Origin of the sequence: Pseudomonas sp. RW10S2 (assembly GCF_014268985.1) — a bacterium.
Taxonomy (GTDB): Bacteria; Pseudomonadota; Gammaproteobacteria; order Pseudomonadales; family Pseudomonadaceae; genus Aquipseudomonas; species Aquipseudomonas wayambapalatensis.
Genome location: NZ_JABWRO010000062.1, coordinates 1 through 14,519, shown reverse-complemented (window position 1 = coordinate 14,519; position 14,519 = coordinate 1). Strand labels below are relative to the sequence as shown.

15 protein-coding genes are annotated in these 14,519 nt (G+C 62.9%); 6 read left to right on the top strand and 9 right to left on the bottom strand.

All coding sequences use genetic code 11. The features are described 5' to 3' along the window. Window positions 1-72 precede the first annotated feature (72 nt). Window positions 73-1,386 carry an ATP-binding protein gene (locus tag HU729_RS14770; RefSeq protein WP_186667423.1) on the top strand — a complete coding sequence of 438 codons (1,314 nt, stop codon included), beginning with the start codon at window positions 73-75 and terminating at the stop codon, window positions 1,384-1,386. 52 nt (window positions 1,387-1,438) lie between these two features. On the opposite strand, the gene rimK is transcribed toward HU729_RS14770, so the two are convergent. Together rimK and HU729_RS14760 are read right to left on the bottom strand one after the other, a co-directional pair. Next, the gene (rimK, locus tag HU729_RS14765; RefSeq protein WP_015268602.1) at window positions 1,439-2,344 is read right to left on the bottom strand and encodes a 30S ribosomal protein S6--L-glutamate ligase; all 906 of its coding nucleotides are present in this window, start codon (window positions 2,342-2,344) and stop codon (window positions 1,439-1,441) included. After that, entirely contained in the window at window positions 2,341-2,823 is a 483-nt protein-coding gene (locus tag HU729_RS14760; RefSeq protein ID WP_063542222.1) for an ATP-dependent zinc protease, read from the bottom strand. Before HU729_RS14760 ends, rimK begins: the two co-directional genes overlap by 4 nt. A gap of 109 nt (window positions 2,824-2,932) precedes the next feature. Here HU729_RS14760 and HU729_RS14755 point away from each other — a divergent pair, with 109 nt between their 5' ends. Beyond that, complete coding sequence (locus HU729_RS14755; RefSeq protein ID WP_186667424.1) at window positions 2,933-3,334, top strand: S4 domain-containing protein; 402 nt, start codon at window positions 2,933-2,935, stop codon at window positions 3,332-3,334. 20 nt (window positions 3,335-3,354) lie between these two features. Here the strand turns inward: HU729_RS14755 and HU729_RS14750 are convergent, their stop codons facing one another. Beyond that, window positions 3,355-4,158 carry a phosphatase PAP2 family protein gene (locus HU729_RS14750; protein ID WP_186710724.1) on the bottom strand — a complete coding sequence of 268 codons (804 nt, stop codon included), beginning with the start codon at window positions 4,156-4,158 and terminating at the stop codon, window positions 3,355-3,357. 116 nt (window positions 4,159-4,274) lie between these two features. Between HU729_RS14750 and hslO the strand changes: the two genes are divergently transcribed. The 3 genes from hslO to HU729_RS14735 all read left to right on the top strand — a co-directional run bounded on the left by hslO (window position 4,275) and on the right by HU729_RS14735 (window position 7,475). Continuing rightward, entirely contained in the window at window positions 4,275-5,174 is a 900-nt protein-coding gene (gene hslO / locus HU729_RS14745; RefSeq protein WP_186710722.1) for an Hsp33 family molecular chaperone HslO, read from the top strand. Window positions 5,175-5,353: 179 nt separating this feature from the next. After that, window positions 5,354-6,901, top strand: a complete 1,548-nt coding sequence (locus HU729_RS14740) for a phosphoenolpyruvate carboxykinase (RefSeq protein WP_186710721.1) — start codon at window positions 5,354-5,356, stop codon at window positions 6,899-6,901. Between the two features lie 139 nt (window positions 6,902-7,040). Further along, window positions 7,041-7,475 (top strand): acyl-CoA thioesterase, encoded by a 435-nt coding sequence (locus HU729_RS14735; protein ID WP_186710720.1) that lies wholly within the window; start codon window positions 7,041-7,043, stop codon window positions 7,473-7,475. On the opposite strand, the gene HU729_RS14730 is transcribed toward HU729_RS14735, so the two are convergent. From HU729_RS14730 to fdhD, 6 genes are all read right to left on the bottom strand, one after another. Beyond that, a complete protein-coding gene (locus HU729_RS14730) occupies window positions 7,465-8,121 on the bottom strand; it encodes a response regulator transcription factor (RefSeq protein ID WP_186710718.1) in 657 nt (218 codons plus the stop codon). The two genes, HU729_RS14735 and HU729_RS14730, sit on opposite strands and share 11 nt — an antisense overlap. A 118-nt stretch (window positions 8,122-8,239) precedes the next feature. After that, window positions 8,240-9,043, bottom strand: coding sequence for a protein-glutamate O-methyltransferase CheR (locus HU729_RS14725; RefSeq protein ID WP_186667430.1), 804 nt, complete (start codon window positions 9,041-9,043; stop codon window positions 8,240-8,242). 215 nt (window positions 9,044-9,258) lie between these two features. Further along, window positions 9,259-9,741 (bottom strand): YMGG-like glycine zipper-containing protein, encoded by a 483-nt coding sequence (locus HU729_RS14720; protein ID WP_186667431.1) that lies wholly within the window; start codon window positions 9,739-9,741, stop codon window positions 9,259-9,261. 281 nt (window positions 9,742-10,022) lie between these two features. After that, a complete protein-coding gene (locus HU729_RS14715; protein ID WP_186667432.1) occupies window positions 10,023-10,427 on the bottom strand; it encodes a hypothetical protein in 405 nt (134 codons plus the stop codon). 250 nt (window positions 10,428-10,677) lie between these two features. Beyond that, entirely contained in the window at window positions 10,678-13,023 is a 2,346-nt protein-coding gene (locus HU729_RS14710; protein ID WP_186710716.1) for an FdhF/YdeP family oxidoreductase, read from the bottom strand. 5 nt (window positions 13,024-13,028) lie between these two features. Continuing rightward, window positions 13,029-13,859, bottom strand: coding sequence for a formate dehydrogenase accessory sulfurtransferase FdhD (gene fdhD, locus HU729_RS14705; RefSeq protein ID WP_186667434.1), 831 nt, complete (start codon window positions 13,857-13,859; stop codon window positions 13,029-13,031). Window positions 13,860-14,034: 175 nt separating this feature from the next. Between fdhD and lysM the strand changes: the two genes are divergently transcribed. Beyond that, the gene (gene lysM / locus HU729_RS14700; protein ID WP_186710714.1) at window positions 14,035-14,475 is read left to right on the top strand and encodes a peptidoglycan-binding protein LysM; all 441 of its coding nucleotides are present in this window, start codon (window positions 14,035-14,037) and stop codon (window positions 14,473-14,475) included. Window positions 14,476-14,519: the final 44 nt, after the last annotated feature.

Genomic DNA, 14,519 nt, shown 5'->3' with positions numbered 1-14,519 from the left:
CCCGCAAGGGTCGCCCTGTTTTCGTCTGTGGTCCCCGCCATGCTTGTCCCCGCCGTGCAGTAATCGTCGCCAATGAAAACGCCTCTCTGGTTTCCGCAAAGCTTCTTCGCCCGCACCCTGTGGCTGGTGCTGATCGTCGTCCTGTTTTCCAAGGCGCTGACGCTGGTGTACCTGCTGATGAACGAGGATGTGCTGGTCGACCGCCAGTACAGCCACGGTGTGGCGCTGACCTTGCGTGCCTATTGGGCGGCCGATGAAGAGAACCGGGACCAGATCGCCGAGGCGGCCGGCCTGATCCGCGTGACCGGCTCGGGTGTTCCTGAGGGTGAGCAGCACTGGCCGTACAGCGAGATCTACCAGCGCCAGATGCAGGCCGAGCTGGGCGAGGATACCGAGGTGCGCCTGCGCATCCACGCGCCGCCGGCACTGTGGGTCAATGCGCCGAGCCTGGGGCCGGGGTGGTTGAAGGTGCCGTTGTACCCGCACCCGTTGCGGGGGCAGAAGATCTGGAACGTGCTCGGTTGGTTCCTGGCCATCGGCCTGCTGTCCACCGCGTCGGCCTGGATCTTCGTGCGCCAGCTCAACCAGCCGCTCAAGCGCCTGGTGTTCGCTGCCCGCCAGCTCGGGCAGGGGCGCAGTGTGCGCCTGCCTATCAGCGATACGCCCAGCGAGATGACCGAGGTGTACCGGGCGTTCAACCAGATGGCCGAGGATGTCGAGCAGGCCGGGCGCGAGCGCGAGCTGATGCTGGCGGGGGTCTCCCACGACCTGCGCACGCCCCTGACCCGGCTACGGCTGTCGCTGTCGCTGATGGGTAACGAAAGCGAGCTCAGCGACGACATGGTGCGCGACATCGAAGACATGGACGCCATTCTCGACCAGTTCCTGGCCTTCATCCGCGATGGCCGCGACGAGCCGGTGGAAGAAGTCGACCTGGGTTATCTGATTCGCGAGGTGGTGGCGCCTTATAACCAGCCCGAAGAGCGCGTGCGCCTGTGCCTGGAGCCTATTCCACCCTTCCCGCTACGACGTGTATCGCTCAAGCGCATGCTGGGCAACCTGATCGGCAATGCCCTGCACCATGCGGGCAAGGGCGTCGAGGTGGCGGCTTATGTATCAGGTGAGCAGGGCGCGCCGTATGTGGTGCTCAGCGTGCTCGACCGGGGCACGGGGATCGACGAATCGGAACTTGAGACCATCTTCAACCCGTTCATTCGCGGCGACCGCGCGCGTGGGGGCAAGGGCACCGGGCTGGGCTTGGCGATCGTCAAGCGTATCGCCGCCCAGCATGGCGGCAATGTCGAGTTGCGCAACCGCTCCGGTGGCGGGATCGAGGCGCGGGTGCGCCTGCCGCTGGGGTTGTTGCTGCCGCGCGATGCGGTGTGAGGTTCTGCGGCCTCTTCGTGGATAGCCACGAAGAGGCCGCAACGGTTTCGAATCAGCCCTTGCCCTTGGTCCGAGTCTGGTTCGGCCCGCCGTTCTTCTCCAGATGTTCGATGATCATCCCGGCAACGTTCTTGCCGGTGGTGACCTCGATACCCTCCAGCCCCGGCGACGAATTCACTTCCATCACCAGCGGGCCATGATTGGATCGCAGGATATCCACCCCGGCCACGCTAAGGCCCATGACCTTGGCCGCACGAATGGCCGTCATGCGTTCCTCGGGGGTGATCTTGATCAGGCTGGCCACTCCACCGCGGTGCAGGTTGGAGCGGAATTCGCCGGGCTTGGCCTGGCGCTTCATCGAGGCGATGACCTTGTCGCCGACCACGAAGCAGCGGATATCGGCGCCGCCGGCCTCCTTGATGTACTCCTGGACCATGATGTTCTGCTTCAGGCCCATGAACGCTTCGATGACCGACTCGGCAGCCTTGGTCGTTTCGCACAGCACTACGCCGATGCCCTGGGTGCCTTCGAGCACCTTGATCACCAGCGGTGCGCCGTTGACCATCTGGATCAGGTCGGGAATGTCATCCGGTGAGTGAGCGAAGCCTGTGATCGGCAGGCCGATGCCGCGGCGTGACAGCAGTTGCAGAGAGCGCAGCTTGTCCCGCGAGCGGGCGATGGCCACCGATTCATTGAGTGGATAGACGCCCATCATCTCGAACTGACGCAACACGGCGCAGCCATAGAAGGTCACCGAGGCGCCGATACGTGGGATCACCGCATCGAAACCTTCCAGCGGTTTGCCGCGATAGTGGATCTGCGGCTTGTGGCTGGCGATGTTCATGTAGGCGCGCAGGGTGTCGATCACGACCATTTCATGGCCGCGCTGTGTGCCGGCTTCGACCAGGCGGCGGGTGGAATACAGACGCGGGTTGCGCGAAAGCACGGCGATCTTCATGCAGCACCTGTGACAGGGGAGAGAGTGGCCGGGAAGGCCGGTTTGTCCTGAACGTACTTGAGGCCGGGGTTGACGACCAGTTGACCGTGGACCAAGGCTTTCGATCCAAGCAACAACCGATAGCGCATGCTCTTGCGGCAGGCCAGGGTGAATTCCACTTCCCAGACCCGGTCGCCCAACGCCAGCGGCGTGCGGATCACGTAGCGGGTTTGGGCGTGGCCGTTGGAGCTCTTGATGGTCTTCATGGTAACCAGCGGCGCCTCGCAGCGGCGATGGCGCAGTTGCACCACCGAACCCAGGTGTGCGGTGAAGCGCACCCACGACTGGCCGTCGCGCTCGAAGGGTTCGATGTCGGTGGCGTGCAGGCTGGAGGTGCTGGCGCCGGTGTCGATCTTGGCCCGAAGCCCGGCGAGACCGAGGTCGGGCAGGGCGATCCACTCGCGCAGGCCGATCACTGTCAGATGGTCAAATGTTTTCACGAAGCACACCCTGCGAATGAGGTGGTGAACTGTAAGCATGGCGCGGACTTTTTGCATCCGACAGTTACGGTAGTACAGTTCCGTTAAAGACAGAATTCGAGGTAGAGGGATGGCACAGAAACCAGAAGACGACGATAAGGTCCGCCTGGACAAGTGGCTGTGGGCGGCGCGCTTCTACAAGACGCGTGCGTTGGCCAAGGCGGCGATCGAGAGTGGCAAGGTGCATTGCCGTGGTGAGCGCTGCAAACCGGGCAAGGAGCCGCGGGTAGGCGATGAGTTCGTGCTGCGCACCGGTTTCGACGAGAAGACCGTGGTGGTCAAGGCGCTGTCGGTGGTGCGTCGCGGGGCGCCCGAGGCGCAGACCCTCTACGAGGAAACCGCCGACAGCGTGAAGCGCCGCGAACAGGCCGCCGAACTGCGCAAGGCCGGGGCGATGGGGGTGACCACCGACGGCCGGCCAAACAAGAAGCAACGGCGGCAGATCCACCAGTTGCATGGCAGTTTCGAGTAGACCTGCGCCTTCAGTTGCGCTTAAGAGGCCGTGCGCATCACACTCATGCGCCCGATCAGCGGCAACTTGCCGAGTACCCTGAACAGCGGTGAGGTCCAGCGCACCAGTGCCGCGCTGGCCTTGGCCGCTAGCGGGGTATGCACGGTCCAGCCCAGGGCCAGTAATGCCATCCCCAGACCGCCGATGTAGTCATCCTGTCCCCAGTGCGCACCAGCAACCAGACGCGGCAGCATGAACAACACGGCCAGCCCCCAGATCACCAGGCTCTGCACCAGTCGGCGACTGAACAGGCTCATGAACAGGGCCCAGAGCAGCAGTACCGAGGCGTGATCGCCCGGGAAACTCTTGCTGGAACGGTCCTTGAGCTCCCAGTGGGCTTCGAGGTTCGGGTAGTAGTGGCTCAGGCGCACGGCGTCGTCGAATACGATCGACGGGCTGTCATGTTGCCATCCAGATGCATCCACCCACTTGGAAAACAGCGCGCGAACCACCACTAAGAGGAGCAGACTGACGAAAAAGCCGAAGAATGCCTGTCGGACCTGTACGGCCTTGAACACCCAGTCGCCTTTGATCAGCAGCAGGAGCAGGATCAGGCCGACGACGATGTCGAAGGGGCGCAGGCTGCCCAAGGTCCAGATGTAGCGCCAGGTGGTGTTGTCTGCCAGCGGGCCGTTGAGTGCACGGAATAGCCACTCGTCGAAAGTCAGGAACAGGATCTGGCCAAACGGCCACAACCAGAAACACAGTAGAGCGACGGGCAGTAACGTGCAGGCTGCCAGAGGTCCCCAGGACCACTTTTCCTGGAACAGTGGTCGATTATCCATAAAATACCTCGATTGCCAGCTGAAATTCTGCGCGTCGGACGCGCTTTACGACGGGCCTTTGTAAGCTCCTGTAATCATTTTGTCACCCTTTTCAGAATTTTCAGATAGCCAAAACCATGAGCGATTTACCGGATACCGATTTCACCCAACGCTTCCTGTTCGAAGAGCGCGATGTGCGCGGCGAATGGGTCGAGCTCGACAAGAGCTACCGCGAAGTGCTTGCCCGTCACCCTTATCCGCAGCCGGTTGCCGCTCTGCTGGGTGAGCTGATGGCTGCCACCTCGCTACTGGTCGGCGCACTCAAGTTCGATGGCCTGCTGATTCTGCAGGCGCGCTCGCAAGGGCCGATCCCGCTGCTGATGGTGGAGTGCTCGAGCCAGCGCGACATCCGCGGCATGGCACGTTACGAGGCCGATCAGATCGCCGCTGACGCCACCCTGGCGGACCTGATGCCTGGTGGCCACCTCACGCTGACCATCGACCCGGTCAAGGGCCAGCGCTACCAGGGCACCGTCGACCTCGATGGCGCCAACCTGTCCGAATGCTTCACCAACTACTTCGTGCAATCCCAGCAGCTCAACACGCGCTTCTGGCTCGACACCTCGGCGGGCAAGGCCCGTGGCCTGCTGCTGCAGCAGTTGCCGGTCGACCGCCAGCGTGATGAAGAAGAGCGCGAAGACAGCTGGCAACACGTAGTGGCCATGGCCAGCACGCTGAAGCCCGATGAGTGGGCCGAAGGCAACGAAACCCTGCTGCACCGCCTCTATCACGAGGACGCCGTACGCCTCTTCGACATCGAGCCGCTGCGCTTCCACTGCAGCTGCTCGCGTGAGCGTTCCGGCAACGCTTTGGTCAGTCTCGGCGAGGCGGATGCCAAGGCGCTGGTCGAGGAATGTGGTGGCAAGGTCGAGATCGATTGCCAGTTCTGCAACGAGCGGTATTTCTTCGATGCCACCGATGTAGCGCAATTGTTTGCGGGTGGTGGCACGGACGAAGCGTCAGAAACTCGCCACTGAAACGCTTCACTACAGGAGATTCTCCTGTCTAATTGCGTAAAAGCGCAGTTACGACAGGAGGGGCCTACTTTTTTTGGGCGTTTCTGGCATAATCCGGCCACTTTTTTCGCTGTAGTAGTTTGAAACAGGCCACTACAAAACGTTTGGAGCACTCGGCCTCGGGCCGGATGGGGTATCTCATGACGCAAGCCAACAACACCGTGTACACCGACCTGACCGTCGACGAGCTGGTAAAACATGCGCTGCAACGCGGTGAAGGCGTGCTGGCCGATACTGGCGCACTGGTCGTGAAAACCGGTCACCGTACTGGCCGTTCGCCCGCTGACCGTTTCATCGTCGATGAGCCGAGCACCTCTGCCGCCATCGCCTGGGGCCCGATCAACCGCAAGTTCCCAGCCGACAAGTTCGATGCCCTGTGGGACCGCGTCGAGGCGTTCAACAACGCCCAGGAACACTTCGTCTCCTACGTACACGTTGGTGCTGCAGCCGAGCACTACCTGCCGGTGAAGATGACCACCCAGACCGCCTGGCAGAACCTGTTCGGCCGTTGCCTGTTCATCAATCCGGAAAAAGGCCAGTTCAACCCGGCCGGCCGCGATCAGTGGCAGATCCTCAACGTCGCCAACTTCGAGTGCGTTCCAGAGCGTGATGGCACCAACTCCGATGGTTGCGTCATCCTCAACTTCGCCCAGAAGAAAGTGCTGATCGCAGGCATGCGCTATGCCGGCGAAATGAAGAAAGCCATGTTCTCGGTGCAGAACTTCCTGCTGCCGGAAGTCGACGTGCTGCCGATGCACTGCGCGGCCAACATCGGCGAAGAAGGCGATGTGACCCTGTTCTTCGGCCTGTCCGGCACCGGCAAGACCACCCTCTCCGCCGACGAAAGCCGTTACCTGATCGGTGACGACGAGCACGGTTGGGGCGAAGGTGTCGTCTTCAACATGGAAGGTGGTTGCTACGCCAAGTGCATCGACCTGTCCGAGAAGAACGAGCCGGTCATCTGGAAAGCCATCAAGCATGGTGCGGTGCTGGAAAACGTCGTTATCGACGAAACCGGCCACGCCGACTACACCGATGTCAGCCTGACCCAGAACAGCCGTGCCGCCTACCCGCTGGAGCACGTCGCCAAGCGCGCCGAAGCCAACCTGGGTGGCGAGCCGAACGCGGTCATCTTCCTGACCTGCGACCTGACTGGCGTTCTGCCTCCGGTGTCGATCCTGAACAACGAGCAGGCGGCCTACCACTTCCTGTCGGGCTACACCGCGCTGGTCGGTTCCACCGAAATGGGTTCGGGCGGCGGCATCAAGTCGACCTTCTCCACCTGCTTCGGCGCGCCGTTCTTCGCCCGTCCTGCAGGCGAGTACGCCGAGCTGCTGATCAAGCGCATCAATGGCTTCAACTCCAAGGTTTACCTGGTCAACACCGGCTGGACCGGCGGTGGCTACGGTGTCGGCAAGCGCTTCAGCATCCCGACCACCCGTGGTGTGATCGCCGCGATCCAGAGCGGTGCTCTGGTCGGTGCTGAAACCGAACACCTGGACATCATCAACCTGGACGTACCGAAGTCCGTTCCAGGCGTCGACACCGAGCTGCTCAACCCGCGCGCCACCTGGGCTGACAAGGCCGCTTACGACGAGGCCGCCAAAGGCCTGGCCAAGCTGTTCATCGAAAACTTCAAGAAGTTCGAAGTTTCCGACGCCATCAAGGCCGCTGGCCCACAGCTGTAAGCTGTACTGGCCGCACTGAAAGAGCCGCCCTTCGGGGCGGCTTTTTCATGTCTGGCGATCAAGGGCTGTGTTTGCGTCTATGGTTTTCCAGATCAGATGTGGGAAGCTTTCCTTTCCTGCCACCCGCCTTGGATACCCCATGCCCGAGACCATCAAGCGCAGTGCCTTTTCTCATTTCCACCCCATCCTCACCCGCCCGCAGGACAACGACCACAACGGCTACCTTGCCGGTTCCACGGTGCATGCCTTCTTCGAGACGGCCATCCAGGCGTTTCTCGTCGAACAGGCTGAACTGGACCTGCGCGACGGTGATCTGGTGGGTTTCGTGGTCAGCTCTGCCGCGGACTTCTATGCCCTGCCTGGATTTCCCGATGTGCTGGAGGTCGGCCTGGGGGTGACGCGGCTGTCTGGCAGCACGGTGGAGTTTTGCCTGGCGTTGTACCGGCCGGGCGAGGCCGAGCCCTGTGCGGCGGGCACTGTGGTGCACGTATTCATCGAACGCGCCACGGGGCACCCGGCGGTGTTGCCGGAAACCCTGCAACTGATCCTGGCGGGGCTGTCGCTCAATCGTTGAGGCGAATGATCCCCTCGCGCACGGCAAACAGCACCAACCCCGGGACATCGTGGATCTGCAGGCGGTGCATGATCTGCGAGCGATGGGCCTCGATGGTCTTGATGCTCAGCCCCAGCCCCTCGGCGATGGAGCGGGTGCTCTCGCCGCGAGCGATCAGGCGCAGGATTTCCAGCTGACGGGTGGTCAGCGGCGCTTGTGCGGGGCTGGGCGTGCGCTTGCGACTGTGCTTGAGGGCCTGCCCGATGACCATCGGCAGCACCGTCGACGACAGGTACTGACCACCGCTGCGCAAAGTCTGCAACGCCTGCTCGAACTCTGCCACGGTGGCGCTCTTGAGCAGGAAGCCCTGGGCGCCGAGTTGCAGGCAGCTCATCACATGCTCCAGTTCCGAGCGTGTCGAGAGCATCAGCACGCGTGTGGCCGGAACCCGGATAAACAGTTCCTGCAGCACCTGCTGACAATCCAGTGCATCGCTGTTCATGTCGAGCACGACGATCTCGGGCCGCAGCTTTTCCGCCAGACTCACGGCGCTCATGCCGTCGCTGGTGTCTCCGACCACGGTGTATTCCTTCTTCTGTTCGAGCAGGGCGCGCAGGCCGGCGCGGAAAAGTGGCGAGTCGTCGGCAAGCAGGATTCGGCAGGGCATGGGTCAAGGCCTGTTTCGCAAGGGAAGGGGGGCGGCAGGCCTGCTCGATCCACAAGCGCACTGCCGCGCGGGGGCGCGACCAGTCCTTGTCTGCCGTTCGATGCGGCAGTGCTATTCATCATAGGCGTTCGAACACCGACGGCAGTAGTGGCCGCAGGGGCAGGTCCAGGCCGTGAATGCTCTCGCTGTGGCCGATCATCAACAGCCCGCCCGGACGCAGGTGTGGCATCAGGCGCAGCAGGACATCGGCCTTGCACCGCGCGTCGAAACCCGCGAGCAGGTTACGCAGCAGGATTACATCGAACTCGCCCAGATCGGTCGGCAGCGGCTCGATCAGGTTGATCTTCTCGAAGCGTACCCGGTCGCGCAGGCTCGGTGCGATACGTAGACGACCGGCTGCTTCGTCGGCGCCACACAGGCAATGGCAGTCCAGCCAGCCGTGGGGAAAGTAGCGGGCCTGGGCGATGTCGTAGACACCGGCCTCAGCCTGTCGCAGCAGGGCGCTGTCGTAGTCGCTGGCCAGCACCTGCCAGCCGGCGGATGTGCTCTGTTGCGCGACCATGGCCAGGCTCCAGGCCTCTTCGCCGCTGGCACAGGCCGCACTCCACAGGCGTACCGGGTGAGCGAGCCTGGGGAGCCAGCGTTGCAACTGTTCGAAGTGGCGATGCTCGCGAAAGAAGTAGGTGTCCCGGGCAATGAGCAGGTGCAGCAGGTGCGTCTGTTCGCCGGGGTGTGCATCGATCAGGTCGAGGTAGGCCTCGAAGCTTGCCAGCCGGTGGAAGCGCAAGCGGGCGTGCAGGCGATGGGCAACCATGCTCTGGCGATCGTCTGCCAGTTGCAGGCCGGTGGCCTGGGAAACCCGTCGGCGGATGCGCAGGAAGCAGGCGTGGTCGAGGTGTGGCGGGCGCGTATCGTCCGTCATCCTTCTGCCTCCCCGGATTCGGGCTGGCGTGTTGGATCGACGAGGCTCGTGCGCATTCCCTGCGTCCCCTGTTGTGATGGCGGTGGGAAATGATAGCTAGTGGCTACCTGCCTCCATATCGGGGTGTCCCTTACGCCCTCGACCTGTCGGAATACAAAGGCCCCGCCGGGTGAGGGCGGGGCCTTAGGTATCAGGCGTAGGTGAGTGGACGCCGATCAGTCACGCCAGTGGCGCTTGTGCTTGCGATGGCCGTAGTGATGGCCGTGGTCCCAATGGCGACGGTCGTCGCGGCGGTAGCGCCGATCGCGATCGCGGTCGTGGCGATCGTCTTCGTCGGCCTTGTTGCCCATGTAGTTACCCAGTGCGCCACCGGCACCGCCACCTGCGGCTGCGCCGATCAGGCTACCGGTGCTGCCGCCGACCTGACGGCCGACGACGTTGCCGCCCGCCGCGCCCAGCGCACCGCCAATGGCGGCTTCACCGCGCTGGCGCTTGTCGGCACCGACGGCACTGCCCGCCGCGCCACCCAGACCTGCGCCGATGGCCGAGCCGGTGTTGCCGCCGATGGACTGGCCGACCACCGAGCCCAGTACCCCACCCAATGCGCCGCCAATGCCGGCCTCGGTGGTGCCGCCTGCCATGGCAGCGCCGCTGAGCAGACCAAAAGACAACAACAGAATCGAGGAGTACTTCTTCATCAAGAGAGCCTCAGAGGGATGACGAGGCGGAATTTGAGGCTCAGCGAAGCGGCTGGCAATGGAAATCCGACGAGTAGCACGAGTTGTACACAATTTCCTAACTTGCTGATTTTGCTGTGAAACTTTCTCTGTTTTTGCTGGTCTCAGATTACTTGAGATGAAAAAAAGCCCCGGTCGTTTGCTCGGGGCTTTTTGTTGGGTGATGGCTTTATCGCAAAACGAGCCTGCTCCCACAGGGAGTGAACAGGGTAGCGGGCTCAAGTCCGCAACGCCATGCCCTGTCACTCTGGGTCGTATTCGAAAGACTTCAATTTGGTGTGCGCGCTGTTATGGTCGATGGAGCGGATGAGCGTGACACTCTTGATGCCTGGCTGACTGACTTCTGCGGTTGTGCCCACTACCTGGCCATTGGCATTCTTCACGACAAACTGTTCGAATGTGCCTTCTTTGACAACCTTGATGCGGCTTGCCGTCCCATCAAGCGTTATCAGCGTGTCTCCCGGTTGATGATCGCGGTCGGTCCCTTCGCCCTCCAGAAACTTTTTGCCGTTCTCTTGCTTTACCGTCCATTTCAGTTCGTTGATGACTTTCAGCTTGTAGCCAAATCTTGGGCGTTCGATGACATCGCCTTTGACGTATACCTGGCCTAGCGGCAGATCATTGAACTCGTCGATCACAGTGCTCACAGATATCCCCTCTCGACTGGCGTCGATGTTTTTTGGAGCCTTGACTCTGTGTTCTTGCTGGTTGCTGCACAACTGGCAACTTTATCAGTTGAAACGCGCAGCGAACTTATGCTGATCATTACGTCAGTGATAAATGTGCAGGCCTGAGATTATCGGAAGTACAAAAAAACCCGGTTGATTAGCCGGGTTTTCTTGTATGGGTTGTCCCGTCGTGGGACGAACCCGCTCCCGCATGGGAGCGGTGGTGGCATCAGATGATACGACCGTCCCCGCGCGCGGCTTCCAGCTTGATGGCGATGAACTTCGAGGTTGGCGTGTGGCTGCCGTCGCCGATGCTCTCCAGCGGTACCAGCGGGTTCACCTCTGGGTAGTAGGCGGCTGCCTGCCCCGCCGGAATGTCGAAGGCCAGCAGGGTGAAACCCTCCACCCGGCGCACGTGCTCATCGCCCCACAACGACACGATGTCGACCTTCTGCCCTGGCTGGAAGCCCAGGCGAATGATGTCGGCCTCGTTGGCGAACAGCACCTCGCGCTGGCCCCGCACGCCGCGGTAGCGGTCGTCCAGGCCGTAGATGGTGGTGTTGTACTGATCGTGCGAACGCATCGACTGCATGATCAGGTCAGGCACCTGGCCGCTGGCGCGCACGCGCTCGTCGAGTAAGGTGTCGGGCAGCAGGTTGGGCTTGAAGTTGGCACGGCCGCTCGCGGTCTTCCACTGGCGGCTGCCGGCGCTGTTGCCCAGGTAGAAACCACCCGGCAGGTTCAGGCGCTGGTTGAAGTCGGCAAAACCGGGGATGGTATCGGCGATCAGGTCGCGAATCCGGTCGTAGTCGGCCACCACCCAGTTCCAGTCCACAGGATGGTTGCCCAGGGTGGCGGCGGCGATGCCGGCGACCACCGCAGGCTCCGAGCGCATCTGCTTGGACAGTGCGCGCAACTGGCCGTTGGAGGCGTGGACCATGCTGAACGAGTCCTCCACCGTGACCGCCTGCGGGCCTTCGGCCTGCAGGTCGATATCGGTGCGGCCCAGGCACGGCAGGATCAATGCCTGCTGGCCATGGATCAGGTGGCTGCGGTTGAGCTTGGTGCTGATGTGCACGGTCAGCGCACAGTTGCGCAGGGCCTGGGCGGTGCGCTCGGTATCCGGGGTAGCCTGGGCGAAGTTGCCGCCCAGCCCGATGAACACCTTGGCCCGGCCTTCGAGCATGGCGTGGATCGCCTCGACCGTGTTGTGACCGTTGCTGCGTGGCACCGGGAAGCCGAAGCGCTTCTCGATGGCATCGAGCAGGGCTACCGGCGGGCGCTCGTTGATACCCATGGTGCGGTCACCCTGCACGTTGCTGTGGCCGCGAACGGGGCACAGGCCGGCGCCAGGTACACCGATGTTGCCGCGCAGCAGCATCAGGTTGACGATTTCCTGGATGGTCGGCACCGAGTGGCGGTGCTGGGTGATGCCCATCGCCCAGCACATGATCACGCGTTTGCCTTTGCAGTACATGCGCGCCGACAGCTCGATATCGTCGAGGGTCAGGCCGGACTGCTCGACGATCTGCTCCCAGGGTGTGGCATCGACCACTGCCAGGTATTCGTTCACGCCCTGGCCGTGCTCGGCGATGAACACATGATCGAAGATCGCCGGCTCGCCCTTGGCCTGAGCCTCGCGCTCCCACTGCAGGAGGAACTTGGCCATGCCGCGCAGCAGCGCCATGTCGCCACCCAGCGCCGGGCGGAAGAACGCGGTGTTGGTCGGCCGGTCGCTGTTGAGCAGCATCTCCAGTGGATGTTGCGGGTGCTGGAAGCGCTCCAGGCCGCGCTCTTTCAGCGGGTTGACGCAGACCACCTGGGCGCCGCGCTTCACGGCATCGCGCAGGGGGTCGAGCATGCGCGGGTGGTTGGTGCCGGGGTTCTGGCCCAGGACGAAGATCGCGTCGGCATGTTCGAAATCGTCGTAGGTGACGGTGCCCTTGCCGACGCCGACGCTCTGCCCCAGGGCCACGCCGCTGGCCTCGTGGCACATGTTCGAGCAGTCGGGGAAATTGTTGGTGCCAAAGGCGCGTACGAACAGTTGGTACAGATAGGCCGCCTCGTTGCTGGCCCGGCCGGACGTGTAGAACTCGGCCTGGTCTGGCGACTCCAGCGCCTTGAGGTGGCTGGCGATCAGCTCGAAGGCTGCATCCCAGGCAATCGGCTGGTAACGGTCGCTGGCCGGGTCATAGACCATCGGCTCGGTCAGGCGGCCCTGGTACTCGAGCCAGTAGTCGCTCTGCTCGAGCAGCGCACTGACGCTGTAGCGGGCGAAGAAGGCGGCGTCGACGCGACGCTTGGTGGCCTCCCAGTTGACGGCCTTGGCGCCGTTCTCGCAGAACTTGACCATGCCGCTCTCGGGCGAGTCGCCCCAGGCGCAGCCGGGGCAGTCGAAACCGCCGTTCTGATTGGTCTTGAGGAGTGCACGCAGGTTCTTCAGCGCGTTGTCGCTGCCGACCCAGGCCTTGGCCACGCTGCGCAGCGCGCCCCAGCCGCCGGCTGGGCCGTGGTAGGGCTTGTAGCGTGGGGTGGAAGCGGGGGCGTTGTCTGGAAGTTTCTCGAAGGAGGTCACGGCTTTTACGACTCCGCCGCTGGGCTGAATACCCGCGGTGCGCTGTGTTTGGGCAGATGGATGAGGTTGAGGTTGTGCTTGCGTGCCCATTGCAGGGCAAGGCCGGTCGGTGCCGACAGGCTGACCAGGGTCTGGATGCCGGCACGCAGGACTTTCTGGATCAGCTCCAGGCTGCAGCGGCTGGTGACGATGGCCAGGCCGCCGGAGGTGTCTATGCGCTGGCGCAGCAAGGCGCCGATCAGCTTGTCGAGGGCGTTGTGCCGGCCGATGTCTTCGCGGCCCAGCAGCAGTTCGCCGTTGCGATCCATGAACAGCGCCGCATGCACAGCGCCGCAGTGCTGGCCCAGGGGCTGGAAGGCGTCGATGCGCTGGCGCAGGTCCTTGAGCCACTCCACCGGCGGCAGGGGCGCGCCGGGCAGTGCCGCGAGCTCGGGCAATGCCTGTTCCAGAGCCTCTACACCACACAGGCCGCAGCCACTGGTGCCGGCCATCTGACGCCGTTGGTCCTTGAGGTTCCAGAACGCGCGGCTGGAAATCTCCAGGTCGGCATACAGCGCCGAGCCGCTGCCGGAGAGCTTTACGTCATAGATCTCTTCGGTGCTGGAAACGATGCCGCTGCCGACGCTGAAACCGACGGCGAAGTCTTCCAGGTCAGTCGGGCTGACCAGCATCACCGCCTGGTTCAGGCCGTTGTAGACGATCGCCAGGGCGACTTCTTCGGCCAGGGGCGTGCTGTCGCTCGCATGGTCGCAGAGCTGTACGTAATCGTAGGTGTTGCTGGCGGCAGGCAGTGACAGAGGTGCTGATGCCGCGCAGACCGGAGGCTTGCTGTTCATCGGGGCGGATCACCGGCGGCTTTTTACTAGCACAAGCCTAGGCTTGTGGGCGCGCCGCGTCTAATCGCTAGGGTCGATGCCGTGATAGACCGCGTCGATTGGTCGCAGTGGAGCGGGCCGGGGATTCCTGGCCTAGACTCTCAGGTTCCGAGGAATCATCAACAAGGAGCGCGTCATGAGCCTGTTCAGTTTCGTGAAGGAAGCCGGCGAGAAGTTGATCGATCTGCTGACCCCCGGCAACGCGAATGCCGAGGAGCAGTTGAAGAAGCACGTGGAGAGCGTGGGCCTGGGCAATCCGAATATTTCGGCCACCGTAGAGGGTGACAAGGTCATCCTCAAGGGCGAGGTGGCGAGTCAGGAGGAGAAGGAGAAGATCATCCTGGCGGCAGGCAACATCGCAGGGGTGGCTTCGGTGGATGACCAGATCACCGTCACCGGGCCGGTGGCGCAGGCGGCTCGATTCGTCACGGTGAAGAAGGGCGACACCTTGAGTGCGATCGCCAAGGCTGAGTATGGCGATGCCAGCAGATACCAGAAGATCTTCGAGGCCAACAAGCCGCTGCTATCACACCCGGACAAGATCTATCCGGGGCAGGTACTGCGCATTCCAGACTGAGGATCGGTGTTGCGCTCATCGCGGGACAAGTCGGAGCGCCGAAC